Source organism: Azospirillum sp. A1-3, assembly GCF_023806445.1.
Taxonomy (GTDB): domain Bacteria; phylum Pseudomonadota; class Alphaproteobacteria; order Azospirillales; family Azospirillaceae; genus Azospirillum.
Genome location: NZ_JAMSLU010000003.1, coordinates 394,091 through 416,807 on the forward strand (window position 1 = coordinate 394,091; position 22,717 = coordinate 416,807).

9 protein-coding genes are annotated in these 22,717 nt (G+C 68.8%); 4 read left to right on the forward strand and 5 right to left on the reverse strand.

Annotated features, from left to right (window positions below):
* Positions 1 to 53: 53 nt before the first annotated feature.
* The 5 genes from treY to M5E06_RS35600 form a co-directional block, all read right to left on the reverse strand.
* Positions 54 to 2,834, reverse strand: coding sequence for a malto-oligosyltrehalose synthase (gene treY, locus M5E06_RS19590; RefSeq protein ID WP_252139633.1), 2,781 nt, complete (start codon positions 2,832 to 2,834; stop codon positions 54 to 56).
* Positions 2,835 to 2,873: 39 nt separating this feature from the next.
* On the reverse strand, positions 2,874 to 8,480 hold the full coding sequence (gene treZ, locus M5E06_RS19595; protein WP_252139634.1) for a malto-oligosyltrehalose trehalohydrolase: 5,607 nt from the start codon (positions 8,478 to 8,480) through the stop codon (positions 2,874 to 2,876).
* A gap of 120 nt (positions 8,481 to 8,600) precedes the next feature.
* Positions 8,601 to 8,909 carry a hypothetical protein gene (locus M5E06_RS19600; RefSeq protein ID WP_085083633.1) on the reverse strand — a complete coding sequence of 103 codons (309 nt, stop codon included), beginning with the start codon at positions 8,907 to 8,909 and terminating at the stop codon, positions 8,601 to 8,603.
* 252 nt (positions 8,910 to 9,161) lie between these two features.
* On the reverse strand, positions 9,162 to 10,517 hold the full coding sequence (locus M5E06_RS19605; RefSeq protein WP_252139635.1) for a sigma-54-dependent transcriptional regulator: 1,356 nt from the start codon (positions 10,515 to 10,517) through the stop codon (positions 9,162 to 9,164).
* A complete protein-coding gene (locus M5E06_RS35600; protein ID WP_286208872.1) occupies positions 10,514 to 12,349 on the reverse strand; it encodes a sensor histidine kinase in 1,836 nt (611 codons plus the stop codon). The genes M5E06_RS19605 and M5E06_RS35600 overlap by 4 nt, the downstream gene beginning before the upstream one ends.
* A 271-nt stretch (positions 12,350 to 12,620) precedes the next feature.
* On the opposite strand from M5E06_RS35600, the gene M5E06_RS19615 reads away from it, so the two are divergent.
* The 4 genes from M5E06_RS19615 (at position 12,621) to M5E06_RS35885 (ending at position 22,662) form a co-directional block, all read left to right on the forward strand.
* Positions 12,621 to 13,937, forward strand: a complete 1,317-nt coding sequence (locus tag M5E06_RS19615) for a dicarboxylate/amino acid:cation symporter (RefSeq protein WP_252139636.1) — start codon at positions 12,621 to 12,623, stop codon at positions 13,935 to 13,937.
* A 239-nt stretch (positions 13,938 to 14,176) separates the two neighbouring features.
* Positions 14,177 to 16,486, forward strand: a complete 2,310-nt coding sequence (locus tag M5E06_RS19620; RefSeq protein WP_252139637.1) for an NADP-dependent malic enzyme — start codon at positions 14,177 to 14,179, stop codon at positions 16,484 to 16,486.
* A gap of 150 nt (positions 16,487 to 16,636) precedes the next feature.
* The gene (locus M5E06_RS19625; protein ID WP_252139638.1) at positions 16,637 to 18,640 is read left to right on the forward strand and encodes a tetratricopeptide repeat protein; all 2,004 of its coding nucleotides are present in this window, start codon (positions 16,637 to 16,639) and stop codon (positions 18,638 to 18,640) included.
* Positions 18,637 to 22,662 carry a tetratricopeptide repeat protein gene (locus M5E06_RS35885; RefSeq protein WP_252139639.1) on the forward strand — a complete coding sequence of 1,342 codons (4,026 nt, stop codon included), beginning with the start codon at positions 18,637 to 18,639 and terminating at the stop codon, positions 22,660 to 22,662. Before M5E06_RS19625 ends, M5E06_RS35885 begins: the two co-directional genes overlap by 4 nt.
* The last annotated feature ends 55 nt before the right edge of the window (positions 22,663 to 22,717 follow it).

The following is a 22,717-nucleotide window of genomic DNA, read 5'->3' on the forward strand; positions in this document are numbered from 1 at the left end:
AAAAACGGAAGGGCGCGCGATCACTCGCGCGCCCGTTCCTCTCGGTGTCGGCGTCAGCCTTCCTGCGACAGCAGGGCCACCGGCAGATCGGCGAACAGCGTTGCTGCCATCACCGCGTCGCCGCCCTCTACCTCTGCCCCGGTCAGCCGGTTGCGCCAGCGGGTGCCGCGCGGTAACGGGATGGCGGTGTTTCCCCAATCCGGGCTTTCGCCCAACTGCCCGACCAGTCGCGGTACCGCCACCAGCACCGTAGCGTCGCCGCTGCGGCGGGCATAGGCCACCACATGGTCGGCACGGTCGCCGGTCGCCTCCAGCGGCAGATACTCGCCGGCGCTGAAGACCTCCGGCATCTCCGCACGGACCGCCAGGGCCTGCCGGGTCACCGCCAGCTTCACCGCACCATCGGTCCAGCGCTCCAGCAAACCGGGCACGGCGCCGCGCTCCACCGCCTCTTCGACCTCGTCCAGCAGCCTACGGCGGGCGTCGTAATCCACCGGCCGCCGGTTGTCGGGATCGACGAGGCTGAGGTTCCACAGCTCGCAGCCCTGATAGATGTCGGGCACGCCGGGGCTGGTCAGCTTCAGCAGGGCCTGGGACAGACCATTGACCATACCGATGCGCGCCAGCGCCGCCTGGAAGGGAAGGAAGGCCTCAAGGAAGGCGTTGCGGCGGGTCACGTCCAGCGCATCATGGATGAAGCTGACGACCGCTCCTTCATAGGCCTCGTTCGGCGCGGCCCAGGTCGAATGCAGCTTGGCCTCGCGCATCGATTTGGTCATGGCGCCGACGATGCGCTCGGCAAAGGCGGTCATCGCCGACTGGTCGATCTGCTCGACCGAGGCACCGGTCAGCTCCGCCGGCCAAGCACCGAGCAGCAGTTGATAGAACAGGTACTCATCGTTGCGGTCGGGCGGGGCGGTGCCCTCCACGTCGCCGCGGCGGGCGCGCAGGAGACGGCTCCAGGTCTGCACCTGCCGCTCCCATTCCTCCGGCATCTCCGACAGGGCATAGAGCCGGGCGCGGGTGTCCTCGCCGCGCTTGGTGTCGTGGGTGGTGCTGGCCAGCATGTTGTTCGGCCAGTTGCGGGCGCGGTCTTGGTTGGCACGGTGGAAGGCGGAGATGCTGACGCCGAAATGGTCTGGATGGCCGCCCACCTCGTTCAGCGCCACCAGCCGGTTGTAGCGGTAGAAGGCGGTGTCCTCCAGCCCCTTCGCCATCACCGGCCCGCTGTACTGCTGGAACCGCATGGCGAAGCGCGTGACCTGCTGATGGCTGTAGCCGCTCTTGGGAGCCGCCACCAGATCGGTGGTCAGCAGCCGCTGCAGGAAATCATAGACCGAGCCGTCCGGCCCCTGTTCCACCCGCCGCGCCTGGGAAATCGCCCAGTCGATGTCGCGGCGGTCGATGTCGCTCGGCACACTGCCGTCGACATAGGTGCGATAGACGGGGAAGCGGGCAATCGTCTCCTTCAGCGCCTGATGCAGGATGTTGGCGGTGAAGTCGGCGGTGGCAGGGTTGGAACGGGCGATGCGCGACGCCTTGCGCGACAGCACGTTCAACTCGCTCGCCATCTCGCTTTCCATGATGCGGATCTTGCACTGGCGCACCACCTCATCGAAATCGTCGCGCCGGCCGATGAAGTCGGCATAGAGACGGGTGAAGGCCTCCTCCGCCTTCGGATCGACGAACAGTCCGCCCATCAGATTGGCATATTCGTAGCCGGTGGTGCCGTCGATCGGCCAGTCCTCGCGCAGCCGCTCATGCCGGGCGAGGATCTTCTCCACCACCAGATAGAAGGGCTTTGGGGAGGCCGCGACCAGCCGCTCGCAATAGCCCTTGGGGTCGATCAGCCCGTCGATGTGGTCGATGCGGATGCCGTCGAGTGTGCCGTCCGCCACCATCCCCAGCACCATGCGGTGGGCGACGTCGAACAACTCCGGCTCGTCCATGCGCAGGCCGGCCAGCTCGTTGATGTTGAAGAAGCGGCGATAGTTGATGTCGTCGGCCGCCACCTTGAAATAGGCGACGCGCCAGTTCTGGGCGGCGATCAGCTCATGCAGATGGCCCCAGGTATCGATCTCCCCCTGATAGCCGCGGAACACCGCAAGCCGCTGGTTGATCGCATCGGCCATGTCGGGCCGGGTCGCCACCAGCCCCGCCAGTTCCGCCTTCAGGTCGGAGGCGCGGCGAAGCTGGTGGGGGCGGGCATCCATCAGATGGGTGAAGGCGTCGGCGATCCGCTCCAGATCCGGGTGGTCGCTGCCCAGGATGGTGCCGTAATCCTGCGGCCGCACCGGCAGCTTGTGGCTGCCATAGGCCCAGACGGCGAAGCTGCCGGTCTCCGGATCGAAGCGAAGCTCCAGCCCGCCCGACACCAGCACCGCGCCATACTGGTCGCCCAGGAACGGTACCAGGACCTTGCCCTGGAGATAGCGGTAGTCGGACTCCCATTCGATGTCGAAATACCCGGCATACGGGCTATCCGGACCCCACTCCAGAACATTCAACCACCATTCGTTGTCGCTGCCGCCGACACCCATGTGGTTGGGGACGAAGTCCAGGATCTGGCCCAGGTTGTTGCGCTTCAGCGCCTCCACCAGATCGCGGAAGTCGTTCTGGTCGCCGACCTCCGGGTTCAGCTCATTGTGATTGACGATGTCATAGCCGTGGGTGCTGCCCGGCCGCGCCTTCATGTAGGGGGAGGCATAGAGATGGCTGACGCCCAGGCGGGCGATGTAATCGGCGATGGCGGCGGTGCGGTCGAATCCGAATTCGCCATTCAATTGGACCCGGTACGTCGCACGAGGGATGGGCTTGCCGGCGGCGGGGGCCATGGGTGTGTGCTCCTCGGAGTAGGGAAGGGCGTTTTTTAGTTAGCGGCGGACGGGGGAAGAGGAGGGGCGGGCTGCGGCCAGGATGTCGGCGACCGCCGCCGGCTCCGGCGCATCGGCCAGTTCCTCCAGCGTCATCGACAGCTTGCGGCGCCAGTTGGGGTATTGGTCGGTGGTGCCCGGCAGATTGACCTGATCGCGCTCGCGGGTCAGGTCGTCCAGCTGCGCCACCGCCAGCGCCGCATTGGTGCGGGCGAGGAAGGCATGCACCGCATGGTCCAGCGCCTCGTCATAGGGGCTGTCGGGTCCGAAGCCGGCGGGCAGGGCGATGTCGGCGGCGCGCAGGGCATCGACCAGGGCGTTGCGGTCGGCGGAGCGGCGGGCCTGCTGCTTTTCCGCCTCGTCCTCCGCCGGATAGAGGCCCTTCTCGGCCTTCAGCACGATGTCGTCGCCCTCCCACCAGCCGCGCAGCGTAGCGAGGTCGTGGCTGCCGACGGTGGCGAGCGCCAGTTCGGGATACTCGTCCGGCCCCTTGAAGGCGCCATCCTCCGTCCATTCGAAGAAGACGACGCGGTAGCTCAGCACCCCGGCCTCGGTCATCCGCTCGCGGAAGCCCTCCGGCACGGTGCCCAGATCCTCGCCGACCACCAGACAGCGGTGCCGCTGGCTTTCCAGCGCCAGAATGCCCAGCAGATCCTCCATCGGATAGGCGACATAGGCGCCCTCGCCCGGCGGGTGGCCATCGGGGATCCAGTAGACATGCTGCAATGCCATGGCGTGGTCGATGCGCAGCGCGCCGGCATGCCGCATGTTGGCGCGGACCAGATCGATGAAGGGCTGATAGCCGGCCGCCCGCAACGCCTGCGGATGGAAGGGCGGCAACCCCCAATCCTGGCCGGCCGGGTTGAACAGGTCGGGCGGGGCGCCGACATGGGCGGCGTCCACCACCGTCTGCGGCGTCATCCAGGTCTCCGCCCCGCTGGCATCGGCCCCGACCGCAAGGTCGCGGTAGAAACCGATGGTCATGCCGAGTTCGGTCGCCCGCTCCGCCGCCACGCGCAGCTGATCGTCGGCCAGCCATTGCAGCCAAGCGAAATAAGCAACGCGATCGGAATGCTCCTTGGCGAACCGCTCCACCGCCGGTGCGGTGGCGTCGTGGTACTCTGCCGGCCATTGGTGCCAGTCAGCCTTGCCCTCTTGCGCGAAGCGTTCCCGCAACGCCTGGAAGGTGGCGAACCGCTCCAGCCCGATGCCGCTTTCGGTCCAGAAGGCGTCGAAGGCGGCGCGGCGTTCCGGCTTGGCCGAAGTCTGGAAATCGGCGAAGAGCTTTTCGAGGATCGGCAGCTTCAGCTTGGCGACCGCGGCGTAATCGACGTGGGAGGTGGAGCGCGCCGCCTCCAGCGCCTGCCGGAACTCGGGCGAGGCCACTTGGCGGCGCATGTCGGCGTCGTCCAGGAACTCCGGCACGGCGGTGACGTCGATGTAGAGCGGGTTGAGGAACAGCCGGCTGGCTGGGGAATAGGGGCTGGCATGGTCCGGATTGTCGAGGAACATGGCGTGCAGCGGGTTCAGCCCGATCACCGCCGCCCCGCGCGCCGCCGCGATGTCGGCCAGCGTTCGCAGATCGCCGAAATCACCGATGCCCCAGTCATGGTCGCTGCGCAGGGTGTAGAGCTGCGCCGACAGCCCCCATAGCTTCTCCCCCACCAGCATCCGCGTCGGCAGATGGCAGCGGGCCGGTGCCAGGATCAGGCGGGTTTCCGCCACGCCATGCTCCGTCTCCACCCGCAGCGTGTGGTAGCCGGCCTCAGCCAACTTGCCCAACGGCAGGCGCCGCTCGGCATAGGTAACGTCGCCGGCGGTGATGCAGCGGCAACGCGGCAGGCTGCCGAAGCCGACGACGCTGCTCTGCGTCTCCCCGCTTTCCAGCGTCAGGGTATAGCGCAGGGTCCGGGTGCCGTGGGGCAGGGTGACCGGCACGGTGACCGCCGCCCCGGCGCGGCGGACCACCGCCGGAGGCAGGGCGCGGCCATACTCCTCCTCGTCCAGCCGGTCGAGATGGGCCAGCGCGGCGGCCTCGTCGCCCGCTTCCACCCCCATCGCCGATAACAGGGCGCGGATGGTCTCCTCGCCGGCAGTCACGGTTTCTCCGGCGGCATTGTCGAAGGAGCGTTCCACCCCCATGCGGTCGGCCAGCCGGTCGAGCGCCGAGGCCTCCTCAAGCCACAGCACCACCGACCAGGGCCCGAGCCTGTCGCCCGTCAACCCGTCGCCTTCGGTCCAGAGCACGCGGCCCGACGCCTCCGGGAAGCCGGCGGCCGGCGTGTCGGCGAGATTGGCGAAGGCATGCAGACGGCTGCCGTCGCCCAGCTTCCAGCAGACGGTCAGCCCGGTTTTGCCGACCGCCTTATGGCTCGACGCACCGCCGGGAACCCCATCCAGCCGCGGGACGATCTCCGCCCGGCGCACTGCGAGCGCCCGCCGATACCAGTCGAGCCAACCGGCATGTTCCGCTTGTCCACGCACGTCCCAGTCCAGCTTCGCCGATTCCGCGGTCTCCGGCGCGGTGGGGTCGGGGATGCGGGCACGGGCGTCGGGATTCTGGAATTCGGGAAATTTGGCGAACTCCTCCGCCCGGCCCTTGCGCACGGCCTCGGCCAGTTCCTCGCCGAAGTCGCAAAAGAAGGGGAAGGGCTTGGCCGACGCCCATTCCTCGCCCATGAACAGCATGGGGATTCCGGGGCCCAGCAGATAGAGGATGGTGGCGGCGCGCACCGCTTCCGCCTTGGCGATGTGTGAGATGCGTTCGCCGAAGGCCCGGTTGCCGATCTGGTCGTGGTTCTGAATGAAGGTGACGAAGGCGGTCGGCGGCAGATGCGCCGAAGGCTCCCCGCGCAACTCGCCATCCCGGTAGGCCGACGGGTCGCCCTGGAAGGCGAAGCCCTCCGCCAGCGCGCGGCCCCACTTGGCCGGGTCGTGGGCGTAGTCGGCGTAATAGCCGCCATCCTCGCCGGTCGCGGCGCTGTGCAGGCAGTGGTGCAGATCGTCGTTCCACTGGGCGCTGTGCCAGCGCGGATCGCCCTCGCGGTGGCGGGCCAGGAAACGCGCCTGATTGGCGTCGTTCTCCAGCACCAGATGGACATGGCGCTGATTCTGGAAATGGCTGTGCACCCGCGCGGCCAGTTCCTCCAGCACGTGGCGGTCGCTGTCGTCGATGATGGCGTGGACCGCGTCCAGCCGCAGGCCGTCGAGGTGATATTCCTCCAGCCAGTAGAGCGCATTGTGGACGAAGAAGTCGCGCACCGGCCCGCTGCGCTCGCCGTCGACGTTGATTGCCGCGCCCCAGGGGGTCTTGTGGCGGTCGGTGAAGAAGCTGTCGGCGAAGGCGTGGAGGTAATTCCCCTCCGGTCCGAAATGGTTGTAGACGACGTCGAGGAAGACCATCAGCCCGCGGGCATGCGCCTCCTGCACCAGCGTCTTCAGATCCTCCGGCCGGCCATAGGCGCTGTCGGGCGCGAAGGGCAGCACGCCGTCATAGCCCCAGTTGCGCGTACCGGGGAAGTCCGCCACCGGCATCAGCTCGATCGCGGTGACGCCCAGCTCGACCAGATCGTCCAGCCGCTCGATGGCCGACAGGAAGGTGCCTTCCTTGGTGAAGGTGCCGACATGCAGCTCGTACAGCACCGTCTCGTGCCAGGGGCGGCCGGTCCAGGCGGCGTCGGTCCAGGCGTGCACGCCGGGGTCGATCACCTCCGACGACCCATGCACGTCGTCCGGCTGGAAGCGGGAGGCCGGATCCGGCACCGCCAGCCCGTCCGGCAGGACGAAGCGGTAACGGCTGCCCGCCTGCGCCCGCGCGGTGGTCAGGCTGAACCAGCCGTCTCCCTGGTCTTCCATCCCGACCGGCTGGCCGCCATCGTCGAGCGACAGCAGGACGGACGCCGCCGTCGGCGCCCACAGGGAGAAGCGGACGGACCCGTCGGCCTGCACCTCCGCGCCGAAGGGCATGGCATGGCTGCGGCGGCGCTCGTCCACCGGGGGGATGCGATCACGGTCGCGGCTGGCGATCTCCGGCCCGGCATCGGCGCGGATGATGGCGGTGACGCCGGCCAGCGGGATCGCCACCCAGCCCGGCCGGTTGGCAAGCTCGTACCCGACCTCGTACAGCGCCTTTTCCAGCAGGAACAGCTTCAGCAGGGCCGGGGCCGCATGCGGATCGCGCGGGAAGCCGGGGCAATCGCCGATGGCCGTGCGGTAGCCGTCGAGGAAGGCGGCCGACGCAGCCCCCTCCCACCAGGACAGCCACGCGATGCGGGCATCGCGCGACGGACCGTCGAGGCCGGCCGGCATCGCGTCGCGCGCCATGGCGGCGGCATAGGCGATGGAGCGCAACATGCCGGCGACGTCGCGCAGGATGCAGTGCTTGGCCCGCCGTTCGGCCAGCGGGCGCATCGGCTCACCTTCGAAATCGACGATCTGCACGTCGCCGCGCGACACCAGAACCTGCCCCAGGTGATAGTCGCCATGCAGCCGCATGGCGCTGAGATCGGCGGTGGCGGGGATCAGCGCGTCGATCTGCGCCATCACCGCCGCCTCGCTGGCGGCGAGCGCGTTGGCCTGCGCGGTAATCGCCGGGTCCAGCGTCTGCCCGGCGGCGCGCAGCCGCTCCAGCACGCGCTTCGCCAGGGTCCGCACGCCGCCGGCCCACTCCTTCAGCCGCTCCGCCGTCGCCGGCTCGGGCGTGAAGGCGTCACCGCCGCCGGGGGTGGCGAGCGCCCGGTGAAGCTCCGCCGTCCGCTGCCCCAACAGGCGCAGGAAGCCGACGCTGTCGGCATCGGCGGACTGCGCCGTCTCGCTATCCTCGAAGCGGGCGACGCGGTCGTTCAGGTAACCGGTGACGTGGCCCCAGGCGTCCTTCGCCTCCGGCACCAATTCCTGCATCACGCACAGCGTGGTGGAACCGGAGCTGTTGGAGCGCTCGACCCAGCCCAGCAGGGCCGGCGTGTTGGGGAACTGCGCCACCTCGGTCAGGAAGCGGCTGACCTCCAATTCGGGGTGCATGCCGGGTTCCAGCTTGCGCAGACCCTTCAGGATGGCGGCGTCGCCGACGCGAATGGAGGTGTTCGACTGTTCCGCGGTCATCCGGTGCAGCGGGGCGTCGGCGTGCAACTGTTCGGCCAGCGCCTCGCAGGCACGGGTGTGGCCGGCGGTCAGGCCGGCGGACAGCGCGGTTTCGCTGGGTTCGGGATCACGCTTCAGAATGGCGCCCAGCAGCGCACGGACCACGCCGTCATCGGCATAGCCGTCGCGCAGGCGCCCCGGAACCGGCAGGTCCTTCGACCCGGCGATCACCGACGCATCCTCGCCGGTGCCGCGGTCGAGGATCAGGGGAAGCTGGTAGAGCTGCGGTTCCCGTCCCGGCGGCTCCACCCGCAACAGGCAGAGCTGGGCCTGCGATCCGCCGGCGAGCGGCAGCGGCAGGGCGTCTATAATGCGCACGACCGGCCGGCCGGCGTCCTTCGCCGCATACCAGCGGCGGGTCAGGAGATGGTCCGGCAGCAGGTCGTCCTGGAGGCGGGAGAGAATCCCGCTTTCCAGCGGGTTGGCTAAGACATTCGGCTGGGCATGTGGCTGCGGCGCGGTGGGCACGAGGGCTCCTCCCCTGTTGAGCGCTGGGTGGCACGTCGCTCAAACAGCACGGCGGGGAGAAATTCCCGCACCCGCGAAGCCGCTTCCACGAACGACCGCGCCCTTCTCCCGAAAGAGTGGTCAGACGGTCCGCGGGTGGTGCGGCAGATGGGCGAGACGGCCGATCCGCTCGGCCACCTGCAGGGCCTCGACCACGTCGTCTAGCCGGCCGTCGCGCATCAGATTGTGCGCGTGGGTGTTCAGCGCGGCGACGACGGCCCGTTCATCGGACACTCCGCGGGCCGGCTTCCCGTCCGGATCGAGCACGGTGGCGCCCAGCGCCGCCATGGCCTCCGCGGTCAGGTTCACGGCCTCGGACAGGGCCTCTTCGTCGTCTTCCGCTGCGGTCAGGATCGGTTCCAGAAGCTCCGCAAGGAGACGGGGGGTCATGGTGCTAATCCTCGGTGACATTCTAAGGCCGTCCCCTTCGACGTCGGTGCTGCGTGGTCTCCAGTACAACAGCCGAAACGAAGGAAAGGTCCGCCCGGCCGAGCTGTCCGAAGGCCGGTTTCCCGAATCATGGAAAGGGCGGCCGGACACCTGAAGCCACATGGGAACCGCGCGTGCGGCCGGCAAGCGGAACCGGATGTCAACTGCACGAATGGGGGAAGAGGGGGAGGGGGGAGCCGCCTAAAGAAGTGACTAGTCGATGAAATCCTCCCGGCTCAGCCCATAGCGCTTCAGCTTGTCGTAGAAGGTCTTGCGCGGGATGTTCAGCGCCTCGATGGCGGCCTTCACGCTGCCGCGGTGGCGGGCGAGTTCGGACTGGATCAGGCCCTTCTCAAACAGATCCACCTGCTCGGCCAGCGACAGCGCCGACGGTGCCGACACCGGCGCCGGGGCCACATCCTCCAGCCCCAGCACGAAGCGGTCGGCGGCGTTGCGCAGTTCGCGGACGTTGCCGGGCCAGTCCTGGCTCATCAGCCGCTGCATCTGCTCGCGGCTCGGGACGCGCGGTTCCCGGTTGTAGCGGGCGGCGGCCTGGGCGACGAAATGCTGGAACAGCAGCGGGATGTCGTCGCGGCGTTCGCGCAGCGGCGGGATGGTTAGCACCACCACATTCAGCCGGTAATAGAGATCGGCACGGAATTTCCCCTCGTCCGCCGCCCGCCGCAGATCCGCCTTGGTGGCGGCGACCACGCGAAGGTCGACCGGCACCTGCTCGTTCGATCCCAGCGGCTCGACCACCCGCTCCTGGATCACCCGCAGTAGCTTGACCTGCAGGGCCAGCGGCATGCTCTCGATCTCGTCCAGGAACAGGGTGCCGCCGCCGGCATGCTCGATCCGGCCGATGCGGCGCTTGGCGGCCCCGGTGAAGGCGCCGGCCTCGTGGCCGAACAACTCGCTCTCGAAGATCGTCTCCGGCATGGCGCCGCAATTCAGCGCGACGAAGGGGTTCTTGCGCCGGCCGCTGGCGGCGTGCAGCGCACGGGCGACCATCTCCTTGCCGGTGCCGGTCTCGCCGAACACCAGAACGTCGGCGTCGGTGTCGGCGACCGCGGAGATGGTGGCGCGCAGCCGCTCGATTCCCGGCGTGCGGCCGACGATGGTCCCCGCCGGATCGGTTGCACCGGCAATCTGCGCCCGCAGCCGGCGGTTCTCCAGCACCAGCCGCCGCTTCTCCACCGCGCGCCGGGCGATCTCGGTCAGCCGGTCAGACGGAAAGGGCTTTTCCAGGAAGTCGTAGGCGCCGTTGCGCATCGCCTCCACCGCCATCGGCACATCGCCATGGCCGGTGATGAGGATGACCGGCAGGTCGGGGTCGATCTCCCGCACCCGCGCCAGCAGGGCCAGCCCGTCCATCTGCGGCATGCGCACGTCGGTGACGAGGCAGCCCGGCCAGTCGCGGCCGAGATGGCGCAAGGCCCGCTCTGCCCCGTCGCAGGCCGTCACCTCGAACCCCGCCAGTTCCAGCGCCTGCTGCCCGGCCAGCCGCACCGCCCGCTCGTCGTCCACGAACAGCACGGCGCCGGCAGTCTCGGGAATGGACTGGCTCATGTGGTCTGCTCCGTGGTGGTGAGCCGCAGGGTGAAGACGGCGCCTTGGCCCGGTTTGCCGTTGCGGTTGGCGGCGGTCAGGCTGCCACCGAAATCCTCGACGATGCCGTGGCTGATCGACAGCCCCAGCCCCAGACCTTCGCCGGCTTCCTTGGTGGTGAAAAAGGGGACGAACAGCCGGGGCAGATCGGCCTCGGCGATGCCGCCGCCGGTGTCGGCGACGCTCAGCAGCGCCTCGCCCTCCGCCGCGACCAGCCCGATGCGCAGGCGGCGCACCGGACAGCCGCGCATGGCGTCCGCCGCATTACCGATCAGGTTGACCAGCACTTGCTGCAGCCGCACATCCTCCGCCACGACCCGGACCGGCTGGTCGGGCAGATCGACCTCCACCGAGATATCCTCGCGCCGCAGCTTGGATTCCAGCAGGGCCAGCGCCTGGCTCACCGCGCCCTGCACCGACACCGGCCCGAGCGTGCCGGAGGCGCGGCGGGCAAAGCCCTTCAACTGGCGGGTGATCGCGGCCATGCGGTCGGTCAGCTCGGCGATCTCCGCCAGATTGCCGCGCACGGCGTCCATCCGCCCGCGCTCCAGCAGGACCACGGCGTTGTCGGTGAAGCTGCGCATGGCGGCGAGCGGCTGGTTGATCTCATGCGCGATGCCGGCCGACATCTGGCCCAGCGCCGCCAGCTTGGCCGCCTGGGTCAGCTCGTTCTCCGCCGCGCGCAAGTCGGCGGTGGCAGCGGCGACCCGGCGCTCCAGCTCCGCCCGCGATTCCTCCTGTAGGGCGATCCGCTCGACCAATGCCACCCGCCGCAGCGCCACGGCATAGGCGGTGAGCGCGGCCATCGCCACCGCGGCGGCGGCCAGAAGCCCGGCGACCCAGGCGCGGGCGGTCACCGGATCGAGGCTGGTCAGGCTGTGCAGGGTCCAATCGCCGCCGGGCATGGCGACGGAGGTCAGCAGATAGCGCCGCTCCCCGTCCTTCTCCTCCAGCGCAATGCGGTCGGACGCGCCGCCGAAGGCCCAGGGCAGCACGTCCAGCCCCTCGCTGGTGCCCTCCGGCACGATGGGCAGACTGATCGGCAGACGGCGGGGCAGGGCGTGATAGCGCCAGGACGGCATGTTGGTGATGAACACCACCCCATCGCGGTCGGTCACCAGCAGCTTTTCCTGCCCCGGCGTCCAGCCCCGCTCCAGCCGGTCGAATCCCAGCTTCAGCACCACCGCCCCCACTGTGCGGTTTTCCGCCACCACCCGGTTCGCCGTGTAATAGCCCGGCACCAGCGAGGTGGTGCCCAGCGCGAAATGGTGCCCCTCCCCCTGGTCCATCGCCATGCGGAAATAGGGACGGTAAGAGAAATTCTCGCCGACGAAGCTGGCGGCGCTGTTCCAGTTGCTGGCCGCCAGCGTCGTTCCCTTGGCGTCCATCACGTAAAGCGCCAGCGCATCCAACGCCTGGGCAATGCCCTGCAGCTTGCGGTTCAGCCGGTCGACAGCGGCCGGTGTCGGGTTGACCAGCAAGGCCCGCACCTCGTCATCCTGCGCCAGCGCCAGCGGAACGGCGGCATGACGCTCCAGCTCCGCCCGCAGGTTGGCGTTGTAGAGCGCCAGCTGCGCCCGCGCGCTCTCCTTCAGATCGTCCAGCGCCAGGGACGAGGCCCAGCCCGCCGCCAATGCCGCCGCCGCCGGGACGCCCAGCAGCAGCGCCACCATCAGCAGCCGGCGCGGCCGTTCCAGCGCCCGGGCGACCAGCTGCGTCGCCGGCGAGAACGTCGCGGCGGGGGAGGGAAGGGCGGTCGAATCTGTCGCCGGATCGGTCGGATTGCTCAGCAACGTCTTCCCTGATCGTGCTGCGCCGCAACATTGATGCCGCAGCGCTGTGAAGTGTGCGGATTTTCGCACATCGCTGGACCCCCTGTCGTGCGGATTCTCGCCCTCGGCCATTCGGCAAATGCTTGATGTTGCAGGATTCAGCAATTGGCCCACCGCTTGCTTTCAGGAGCAATCAGTTGGGGTCCGCCCGCCCAGCCGGTGCAAATGCCGGACGAAAGAACGGGCACCCCGCCAGGAACGCCGTTCTGAGGAACGCCACGAGGAGAGTAGCATGAGCGCAGACGCGACCGCCGTCCGGTCGGGCACGGTGAAGAAGCCCTTCTACACCAACCTGACCTTCCAGGTTCTGACCGCCATCAGCCTTGGCATCCTGCTGGGTCACTTCTACCCGGCCATCGCCGTGCAGATGAAGCCGCTGGGCGACCTGTTCATCAAGATGGTCAAGATGGTGATCGGCCCGATCGTCTTCCTGACGGTGGTGACCGGCATCTCCTCGATCGGCAATCTGAAGAAGGTCGGCAAGGTCGGCGGCAAGGCCCTGCTGTATTTCGAGGTGGTGACGACCTTCGCGCTCGGCATCGGGCTGCTGATTGTCAACCTCGTCCGCCCCGGCGCCGGCATGAACATCCAGCCGGGCCAGTTGAAGGCCGACGCGGTTCAGAAATACGCCACCTCCGCCCACGAGCACGGCTTCATCGACTTCGTCGTCGGCATCGTGCCCGACAATGTGGTCGGCGCCTTCGTCCAGGGCGACATGCTGCAAATCCTGTTCTTCGCCGTGGTGTTCGGCGTCGCCCTGTCCGCCATGGGCCAGAAGGGCAAGCTGGTCGAGGACATCTTCGACAAGATCGGCCATGCCCTGTTCGGCGTGATCGGCATCCTGATGCGCGTCGCCCCGGTCGGTGCCTTCGGCGCCATGTCCTTCACCATCGGCAAGTACGGCATCTCGTCGCTGACGGCGCTGGGCCAACTGATGGCGTCGGTCTACCTCACCATGGCGATCTTCATCTTCGTCGTGCTGGGCAGCATCGCCAAGGCCTACGGCTTCAGCATCTGGAACTTCATCCGCTACATCCGCCAGGAACTGCTGATCGTGCTCGGCACCTCCTCCTCGGAGTCGGTTCTGCCGCGCATGATGGAGAAGATGCAGAAGTTCGGCTGCTCCAAGCATGTCGTCGGTCTGGTGATCCCCACCGGCTATTCCTTCAACCTCGACGGCACCTCGATCTACCTGTCGATGGCGGCGATCTTCATCGCCCAGGCTTTCAACGTCGATCTGACGATCTGGCAGCAGCTCTACATCCTCATCATCCTGATGCTGACCTCCAAGGGTGCGGCGGCGGTCACCGGCGGCGGCTTCGTGACGCTGGCCGCCACCCTGTCGGCCACCGGCGTCCTGCCGATCGAAGGGCTGGCCCTGCTGCTGGGCGTCGACCGCTTCATGTCGGAAGCCCGCGCGCTGACCAACCTGATCGGCAACGGCGTCGCCACCGTCGTCGTCGCCAAGATGGAAGGCGAGTTCGACGAGAGCAAGGCGGTCGCCGAATACCAGCAGCACTTCAAGGAGCCGGCGCTCGCCCGGATCTGATGATCCGCAAAGAACGCGCGGCACACATGCAGGACCGGATTTGGAAATTTCAAAGATGATCCATCCGGCCTCCATGAGGATCCTGTAAGGTAAGGGGGACGCTTCGATTTGGTTCGAATCGTCCCCTTTCCGTTTCGCGGGGCGGTTGGCGCAGCAGCCCGAATGGGCTATAACCGCCAATCAGGTAAAGCGAACACAAAGAATTAACTGAAATCACGTTAACCGGAGGAAGAGACCCGATGTCCGGCGATTTTGAGGCGATGGCGCTTGAGTATCACCGCAACCCGCGGCCCGGTAAGCTGGCAGTAGTCGCGACCAAGCCCATGGCCAACCAGCGCGATCTGGCGCTGGCATATTCGCCGGGCGTTGCCCATGCCTGCACCGCCATCGCCGAGGATCCGTCGAAGACGGCGGAGTTGACGGCGCGGGCCAATCTGGTGGCGGTCGTCACCAACGGCACCGCCGTGCTGGGCTTGGGCAACATCGGTCCCTATGCCGCCAAGCCGGTGATGGAAGGCAAGGCCGTCCTCTTCAAGAAGTTCGCCGGCATCGACTGCTTCGACATCGAGCTGAACGAGCATGACGTCGACGCGCTGGTCGACACCATCGTCCGGCTGGAGCCGACCTTCGGCGCCATCAACCTGGAAGACATCGCCGCCCCCGCCTGTTTCGAGATCGAGCGCCGCTGCCGCGAGCGCATGAAGATCCCGGTGTTCCACGACGACCAGCACGGCACCGCCATCGTGGTGGGTGCGGCCGTGCTGAACGGTCTGGCGCTGGTCGGCAAGGACATCTCGAAGGTCAAGGTGGTCTCCACCGGCGGCGGCGCCGCCGGCATCGCCTGCCTCGACCTGATGCTGTCGCTGGGCGTCCGCCGGGAGAATGTCTGGCTGGTCGACCGCATCGGCGTGGTCCACAAGGGCCGCAACGAGGAGATGAACGAGTACAAGGAGGCCTACGCGCACGACACCGAGGCGCGCACGCTGTCCGACGTCATCGACGGCGCCGACATCTTCCTCGGCCTGTCGGGTGCCAAGGTGCTGAAGCCGAAGCTGCTGGCCCGCATGGCCGACAAGCCGCTGATCCTGGCGCTCGCCAACCCGGAGCCGGAGATCATGCCCGATCTGGCCCGTGAAGCCCGTCCGGACGCCATCATCGCCACCGGCCGGTCCGACTTCCCCAATCAGGTCAATAACGTCCTGTGCTTCCCCTTCATCTTCCGCGGCGCGCTGGACGTCGGCGCCACCACGGTGAACGAGGAGATGAAGATCGCGGCGACCCACGCCATGGCCAACCTCGCCCGTGCCGAACCGTCGGACGTGGTGGCGGCGGCCTATGTCGGTGAATCGCTGCGCTTCGGCCCGGACTACATCCTGCCCAAGCCCTTCGATCCCCGCCTGATCGTCGAGGTGTCGTCGGCGGTCGCCAAGGCCGCCATGGACAGCGGCGTCGCCACCCGGCCGATCGCCGATTTCCGTGCCTATCAGGACCAGCTGAACCAGTACGTAATCCGCTCCGGCCTGTTCATGAAGCCGGTCATCACCAAGGCCAAGACCGCGCCCAAGCGCGTCGTCTATGCCGAGGGCGAGGATCCGCGCGTGATCCGCTGCGCCCAGGTGGTCGTCGATGACGGCATCGCCCATCCGGTGCTGATCGGCCGCCGCGAGGTGATCGAGCGGGTGATCGGCGAGATGGGCCTGCGCCTGAAGATCGGCCAGGACGTCGAGGTCATCGAGATCATCCGCGATCCGCGCTATCACAACTTCAGCGAACATTACCGCAAGCTGATGGGCCGCCGCGGCGTGTCCCCCAGCCATGCCGCCAACGTGGTGCGGACCCAGCCGACCGTCTTCGGCGCCCTGATGGTCCGCCGCGGCGAGGCCGACGCGCTGGTCTGCGGCACCACCGGCCGTTTCAACGAGCATTGGGCGCACATCTGCGGCCTGATCGGCCTGCGCGACGGCGTGAAGGTCGCCGCGACGATGAACGCGCTGATCTCGCAGAAGGGTGTCCATTTCATCACCGACACCTACGTCAACCCCGACCCGACCGCCGAGCAGGTGGCCGAGATCGCCCGGCTGGCGGCGGACGAGGTGAAGCGCTTCGGCATCGAGCCGAAGGTGGCCCTGCTGTCGCACTCCAACTTCGGCAGCGCCGACACCCCGTCCGCCCGCAAGATGCGTGCGGCGGTGGAGCTGGCGTCCGAGCAGATGCCGGATGTCGAGATCGACGGCGAGATGCACGCCGACGCCGCCCTGGCTCCCGCCATCCGCAAGGAGCTGCTGCCCGACAGCCGCCTGAAGGGCGAGGCGAACCTGCTGGTGATGCCGACGCTGGACGCCGCCAACATCGCCTTCAACATGATGAAGATCCTGGGCGAGGCGCAGAATGTCGGTCCGATCCTGCTGGGCGTCCAGCGGCCGGTCCACATCGTCACCCCATCGGTCACCACCCGCGGTCTGGTCAACATGACCGCCGTCGCCGTGGTCGACGCCCAGTTGGCCGACCCGGTCAACGCCGCCCCGACCCCGCCGGTGGGTGTGGCGTAAGGTCGGGTCCAGATTACGCTTGCCCCCTCCCCGACCCTCCCCCGCTTCGCGGGAGAGGGTTAGGGAGGGGGCAAGCGTAGCGCCATGCCCCTTCCACCACACCCAATTCGTGCTATCCCTTACCCGTAGCCACCAGGAACGGCACGGGACATGAGCAACCAGCGCAAATCCGGCAACGCCGCTGCCGCCACCGCCGCGGCGCTGGTCGGGCAGGCCGTCCCGTTGCACCAGTCCGGCAGACTGACCGAGGCCGAAGCCCTCTACCGCCGGGCGCTCGCCGCCCAGCCGCGCCAGCCGGACGCCCTTCACCTGCTCGGCATGATCGCCTGCCAGACTGGCCGCTTTGCCGAGGCCGCCGACCTGATCGGGCAGGCGGTGGCGGCCAAGCGCGACGTTCCCGACTATCACGCCAATCTCGCCTACGCCCTCCAGGCGCTCGGCCGCTCCGCCGAGGCGGAACGCGCCGCCCGCAACGCCCTGCGCCTGCGCCGCCCGTTCCCGGAGGCCGCCAATACGCTGGGCAACGCCCTCAATGCGCAAGGCAAGGCCGCCGACGCCGCCGAGGCCTACCGTGCCGCCCTGCGCGCCCGCCCCGAATATGCGGAGGCGGAGGGCAACCTGGGCGCGGTGCTTCGCAGCCTTGGCCGCTCGGCGGAGGCGGAACCGCTGCTGCGCCACGCGCTCGCCGCCAATCCGTCCCTGACGGAAGCGCGTGCCGCTTTGGGCCTCGCTCTGCTCGACCTTGGGAAAGCCGACGAAGGGGAGGCGGCGTTGCGGGTCGTGCTGGCCCGCCGGCCGGACCATGCCGCGGCGGCCCTGGCATTGGCCGGATCGCGGCAACGCCGCTGCGATGACGCGGAACCGGCCTACCGCCTTTACCTGACGCTGGAGCCGGCGGATGCCGAGGGCTGGAACGCCTACGGCCTCGCCCAGCAAGGTGCCGACCGCATCGAGCCCGCCGCCGATGCCTTCGCCCGCGCCCTACGGCTCGACCCGAAGATGGCGGAGGCGATGACCAATCTGGGCACCGTCCGCCGCCTGCAGGGACTGGCCGTGGACTCCGTCGAGTTGCAACGCCGCGCGTTGGACCTGCGCCCCGGCTATGCCGCCGCCCATACCAATCTGGCGCTCGCCCTTCAGGATCTGGGCGACGATGCCGGCGCGGAGCGCGAATTCACCAACGCCCTGGATGCCGATCCCACACAGGCGCTCGCCCGCTTCAACCGCGCCATCCTGCGCCTGCGGCAGGGCCGGTTGGCCGAGGGGTGGGAGGATTACGCCGTCCGCTTCGACTCCGGACGCCTGCGGCCGAGACGTCCCTTCAACATCCCGGAATGGGAGGGGGACGAGCTTGCCGGGCGCCGCCTGCTGCTGTGGGCGGAACAAGGGTTGGGTGACGAGTTCATGTTCGGCTCCCTTCTACCGGAAGCCCTGTCGCGTTTCCCCGACGCCATCGTCGAATGCGAACCGCGGCTGGTCTCGCTGTTCCAGCGCTCCTTTCCCGGCACCACGGTGCGCGCGCCGACGCGGCGGCCGACCGATGCCGACTGCCATCTCCCCTTCGGCTCACTTCCGCGCCTGCTGTGGCGGACCGTACCGGTCCCATCTCCGCCCGCCGGCTGGCTGAAGCCGGATCCGGAGCGGGTGGCGGCATGGCGGTCGCGGTTGGATGCGCTCGGCCCCGGCCTGACGGTCGGGATTGCCTGGACAAGCCGGCGCATCACCACCGAACGGCGCCAGTCCTATACCGACCTGGAGGAGTGGACCTCCCTGTTGCGCCTGCCCGGCATTCATGCCGTCAGCCTTCAATATGACGGACGCGAGGAAGAGATCGCTGCCGTCGAGGAGCGCTTCGGCCTGCATATCCACCGCTGGCCCGACCTTGACCAGATCGCTGATCTGGAAGGCACCGCCGCCCTGATGGCGAACCTCGATCTGGCGATCACCGTCGCGTCCTCCGCCGGGGAAATGGCGGCAGCGCTGGGCGTGCCGGTCTGGCGATTGGGACGGCGCGACTGGACGCAGCTCGGCACAGCGGTGCGTCCCTGGTTCCCGACCATGCGCTGCATCCATCCCGATGGGGCAGCCGGCATCGGCGGCACCATTCCCAAGGCAGTGCAGATGCTTAGCAGACTTTCCGCAGGTGATCTGTGAGCGTTTCAGATTGGTTCGCCGAGGCGCTTCGCCATCATCAGGCCGGCGCTCTGGACGCCGCCGAACCCCTGTACCGACGCGTCTTGGATGCCGAACCGCGTCACGCCGATGCCCTGCACCTGCTGGGCGTGCTAAACCACCAGCGCAACGACAACGTTCAAGCCATTGACCTAATTAGTAAAGCAGTCGAACTTGCGCCGGAGGTGGCGGATTACCACGCCAACCAGGGCATCGTTCTGCAGCGGCTTGGCCGGCTGGGGGAAGCCGAATCGGCGCAACGTCGTGCACTCCAACGCACCCCCACCCATGTTGGCGCCCATTTCAATCTGGGGCTGGTGCTGGCCGCGCTCGATCGGTTGGCGGAGGCCGCCGCCCATTATGCCGAAGCCACCCGGCTGTCTCCCAATTTGGCCGACGCCCACCTGAACCTTGGCGCCGCCCTACAGGGGATCGGGCGGGCGGAAGAAGCATTGGCGGCACATGCCCGCGCGGCGGAACTGCTTCCCGGCGATCCGCGCCCCTGGACCAACCGGGCCGTCAGCCTTCAGCACCTCGGCCGCAAGAGGGAGGCCGCCGACGCATTGCAAATGGCGACGACGCTAGGCGGTGGAACCTCCGACCCGACGACGCTGTCCGCCCTCGCCGCCGCGCTCCACACCGCCGGGCGCATGGAAGATGCGGCGGAGCGCTACGCCGACGCGCTGCGCCTCGATCCACGCGATGCGTTTTCTCTCAATGGTCTAGGGCTCTGCCTTAAGGCGCTTGGTCAACTGGATGATGCGGCCACCTGCTTCGATGCGGCCACCGCCATTCAGCCCGACCATGCCGATGCGCTGGACAATCTCGGCAGCATCCGCAACGCCCAGGGCCGTCATGCCGAGGCGGAGGCCCTGCACCGGGAGGCGATCCGCTACCGGCCCGACTTCGCCGGCGCCTGGAACAATCTTGGCAATGCCCGCCACGCCGCCGGCCGCACGTCTGACGCCTGGGCGGCATGGCATGTTGCATTGACGCTCGGTCCCACCCTGCCGGAAACCCACACCAACCTGGGCAACGCCCTGCGCGGCGCCGAGCGTTTCGCCGAGGCCGAGCGGTCGCAACGTCGCGCCATCCGACTTGCCCCGCTGGAGGCGCCTGCCCGCAACAATCTGGGCCACCTGCGCCAAGGCCGGCACGACCATGCCGGCGCCGCCGACTGCTACCGCAGTGCCCTGGCGCTGGACCCCGCCTATGGCGAGGCCTGGAGCAACCTGGGGCTGGCCCGGCAACGGCTGGGCGACGGCACGGGGGCGGAGCGCTGCTATGACCGGGCGCTGACGCTGCGACCCGAACTGTCGCTGTCGCACTTCAACAAGGGCCTGCTGCGGCTGGAGGCCGGCGATCTCGACCATGGCTGGCCCGGTTACGCCTGGCGCTTCGGCTCGGGACAGGTCGGGCAGGGGCGCCAGCCACGCGCCCAGTCTTGGCGTGGGGAGGATCTGACCGGCCGCCGCCTGATGATCTGGGGCGAGCAGGGGGTGGGCGACACCATCCTGTTCTCCGCCCTCTGCCCGGAACTGGCCGGACGCGCCGTTTCCACCATCCTGGAGGTCGACCAGCGGCTGGTGCCGCTGTTCGCCCGCTCCTTCCCGGCCCTGCGGGTGCGGGCGGAGGCGCTGGACGCGCAGGGGCGGGAGGCGATGGCGATCCCGGACTATGACCGCCACGTGCCGATGGGCTCCTTGCCCCGTGTCCTGCGCCGCCGGCTGGCCGATTTTCCGCCACGCCCCTCCTGGCTGGTGCCCAACGCCGGGTTGGTGGAGCGTTGGCGCGGACGTCTGGCGGTGCTCGGCCCCGGATTGCGCATCGGCATCGGCTGGCGCAGCCAGATGATGACGGCGGAGCGCAGCATCGCCTATCTACCGCTGGACGCCTGGGCGCCGCTGTTCGCGCTGCCCGGCATCCAGTGGGTGGTGCTGCAATATGGCGAGGTGGAAGAGGAGGTCCGGCAGGCCGAACAGCGCTTCGGCATCCGGCTGCACCGCTGGGACGACCTCGACCGCAAGGACGATTTCGACGGCGTTGCCGCCCTGATCGCCGGGCTGGACCTCGTCATTTCGCCGGCCATGTCGGTGGGCGAGCTGGCCGGCGCGCTCGGCACCCCGGTCTGGCGTTTCGGCACCCGCGACTGGACGCAGCTGGGGGCCGGGGTCCGCCCCTGGTATCCGTCGATGCGCCTCTTCCAGCCCCGGCCGGGCGAACCACTGTCGGCGACGATGGCCGATATGGCTGGCGCATTGCGTTCCCTTTCTCGATTATCGGCCACGTCACGCCATGCGCCCCCCTCACCCAGCCCTCTCCCCGGGGGGGAGAGGGTACCCGCGGTGGGAGAGGCGTTGGCGACGCAGGCGGTCGCTCTCCACAGGCAGGGCCAATATTCCAAAGCCGAAGCCCTCCACCGCGAGGCCGTGGCTGCGGCTCCGACCCACCCGGCCGCCTGGACCAACGGCGGTCTCACTCTGCTCCGGCTTGGCCGCGTCGACGCCGGCATCCAATGGCACCGGAGGGCGGTGGCGCTGAACCCGGCCTTTCCCCAAGCGCTAAGCAACCTCGGCGTGGCGCTCCAGACCGGTGCGTCCGCGGCAGAGGCAGTGACGCTGCACCGCCGTGCCGTGCGGCTGCGCCCGTTGCAGGCGGAAAGCTGGGGCAACCTCGCCGCAGCCCTGCTCGCCGCCCGACGCTTTACCGAGGCGGAAAACGCTTGCATTCGTGCGGCAGTCCTGGCGCCCAGCCTTGCCGGGGTGCTGATCACGGCCGCCGCGGCATCGAAGGGGCAGGGGCGCTTCGCCGAGGCCGCTCGCCAGTCTAGCCGGTCCCTGCGGATCGCGCCGGCGTCGGCCAAGGGCTGGTCGAACCTGGGCATGGCCCTGGCCGGCCTTGGTCGCTGGGACGATGCTGTAACCGCCCATCAACGCGCATCGGCACTCGCTCCCGACCTACCGGAGGTGTTGGTCAACCATGGCCACGGGCTGCTGTTGCGGGGAGAGCGTCGGCTCGCCCGCGACTGGACCGAACGGTGCCTGCGGCTGACGCCGGGCAGGGCAGACGCCCGAATGAACCGCGCCCTGCTGCGCTTGGCCGAGGGCGACCTGACCGGCGGCTGGAACGACTACGCCCATCGCTTCGCCACCGGCGATGCCGTACCCCGCCGTTTCCCCATCCCGGAATGGAGGGGCGAGCCACTGGCCGGCCGCCGCATGCTGGTATGGGGCGAACAGGGGCTGGGCGACGAAATCATGTTCGGCACGGCGCTGCCCGACCTGCTCCGCCAATCCGGCGGGTTGATCGTCGAATGCGACCCGCGCCTGACCGGCCTGTTCGCCCGCGCCCTGCCGGGTGCGGAGGTGCGGGCACCCACCGCGGACCCGCGTGACGCTGACTGCCATGCCGCGATGGGCAGCATCGCCGCGCGGCTGCGGCCTGCCCTGCGGCATTTCCCCTCGACCGCTCCACTCTTCACCGCCGATCCACGGCTTGCGGCGGAATGGCGCGACAGGCTGGCGGCCCTCGGCCCCGGCTTGCGGGTCGGCATCTGCTGGCGAAGCAGCCGCATGACGGCCGACCGGGCCGGCGCATACAGCCGGATCGACCAGTGGGGACCGATCCTCGCCGTGCCGGGCGTGACCTTCGTCAGCCTGCAATATGACGGGCACGAGGCGGAGCGGGAGGACGCCCTGCACCGCTTCGGCACCGTGCTGCACCATTGGCCCGATCTGGATCAGCGCCGGGATCTGGAGGGGGTGGCGGCGCTCATGTCCGGCCTCGACCTCGTGATCTCCGCCCCGACTGCGGTGGGCGAACTGGCGGCCGCCCTCGGGATCCCGGTCTGGCGGATCGCGGGGGCCGGCGACTGGTCGGCCCTGGGGACGGCGGTGCGGCCTTGGTTCCCATCAATGGCGCTGACCGGCCATGCCGGCGACCATGGAGTGACCCTGGCGGCGGTCGCGCAACGCCTGCGGCGTCTCGCCGAAGGGGGCCCATGACCATCGCCCATGACCATCGGAGGAGGGAGGCCCACGCAATTCCGCATTGCGATTC

Bases quoted from the DNA above. Each gene is read 5' to 3' on its own strand.
- treY (WP_252139633.1), bottom strand. From the start codon at position 2,834: ATGGCCCCCGCCGCCGGCAAGCCCATCCCTCGTGCGACGTACCGGGTC.
- M5E06_RS19600 (WP_085083633.1), bottom strand. From the start codon at position 8,909: ATGACCCCCCGTCTCCTTGCGGAGCTTCTGGAACCGATCCTGACCGCA.
- M5E06_RS19605 (WP_252139635.1), bottom strand. From the start codon at position 10,517: ATGAGCCAGTCCATTCCCGAGACTGCCGGCGCCGTGCTGTTCGTGGAC.
- M5E06_RS19615 (WP_252139636.1), top strand. From the start codon at position 12,621: ATGAGCGCAGACGCGACCGCCGTCCGGTCGGGCACGGTGAAGAAGCCC.
- M5E06_RS19620 (WP_252139637.1), top strand. From the start codon at position 14,177: ATGTCCGGCGATTTTGAGGCGATGGCGCTTGAGTATCACCGCAACCCG.
- M5E06_RS19625 (WP_252139638.1), top strand. From the start codon at position 16,637: ATGAGCAACCAGCGCAAATCCGGCAACGCCGCTGCCGCCACCGCCGCG.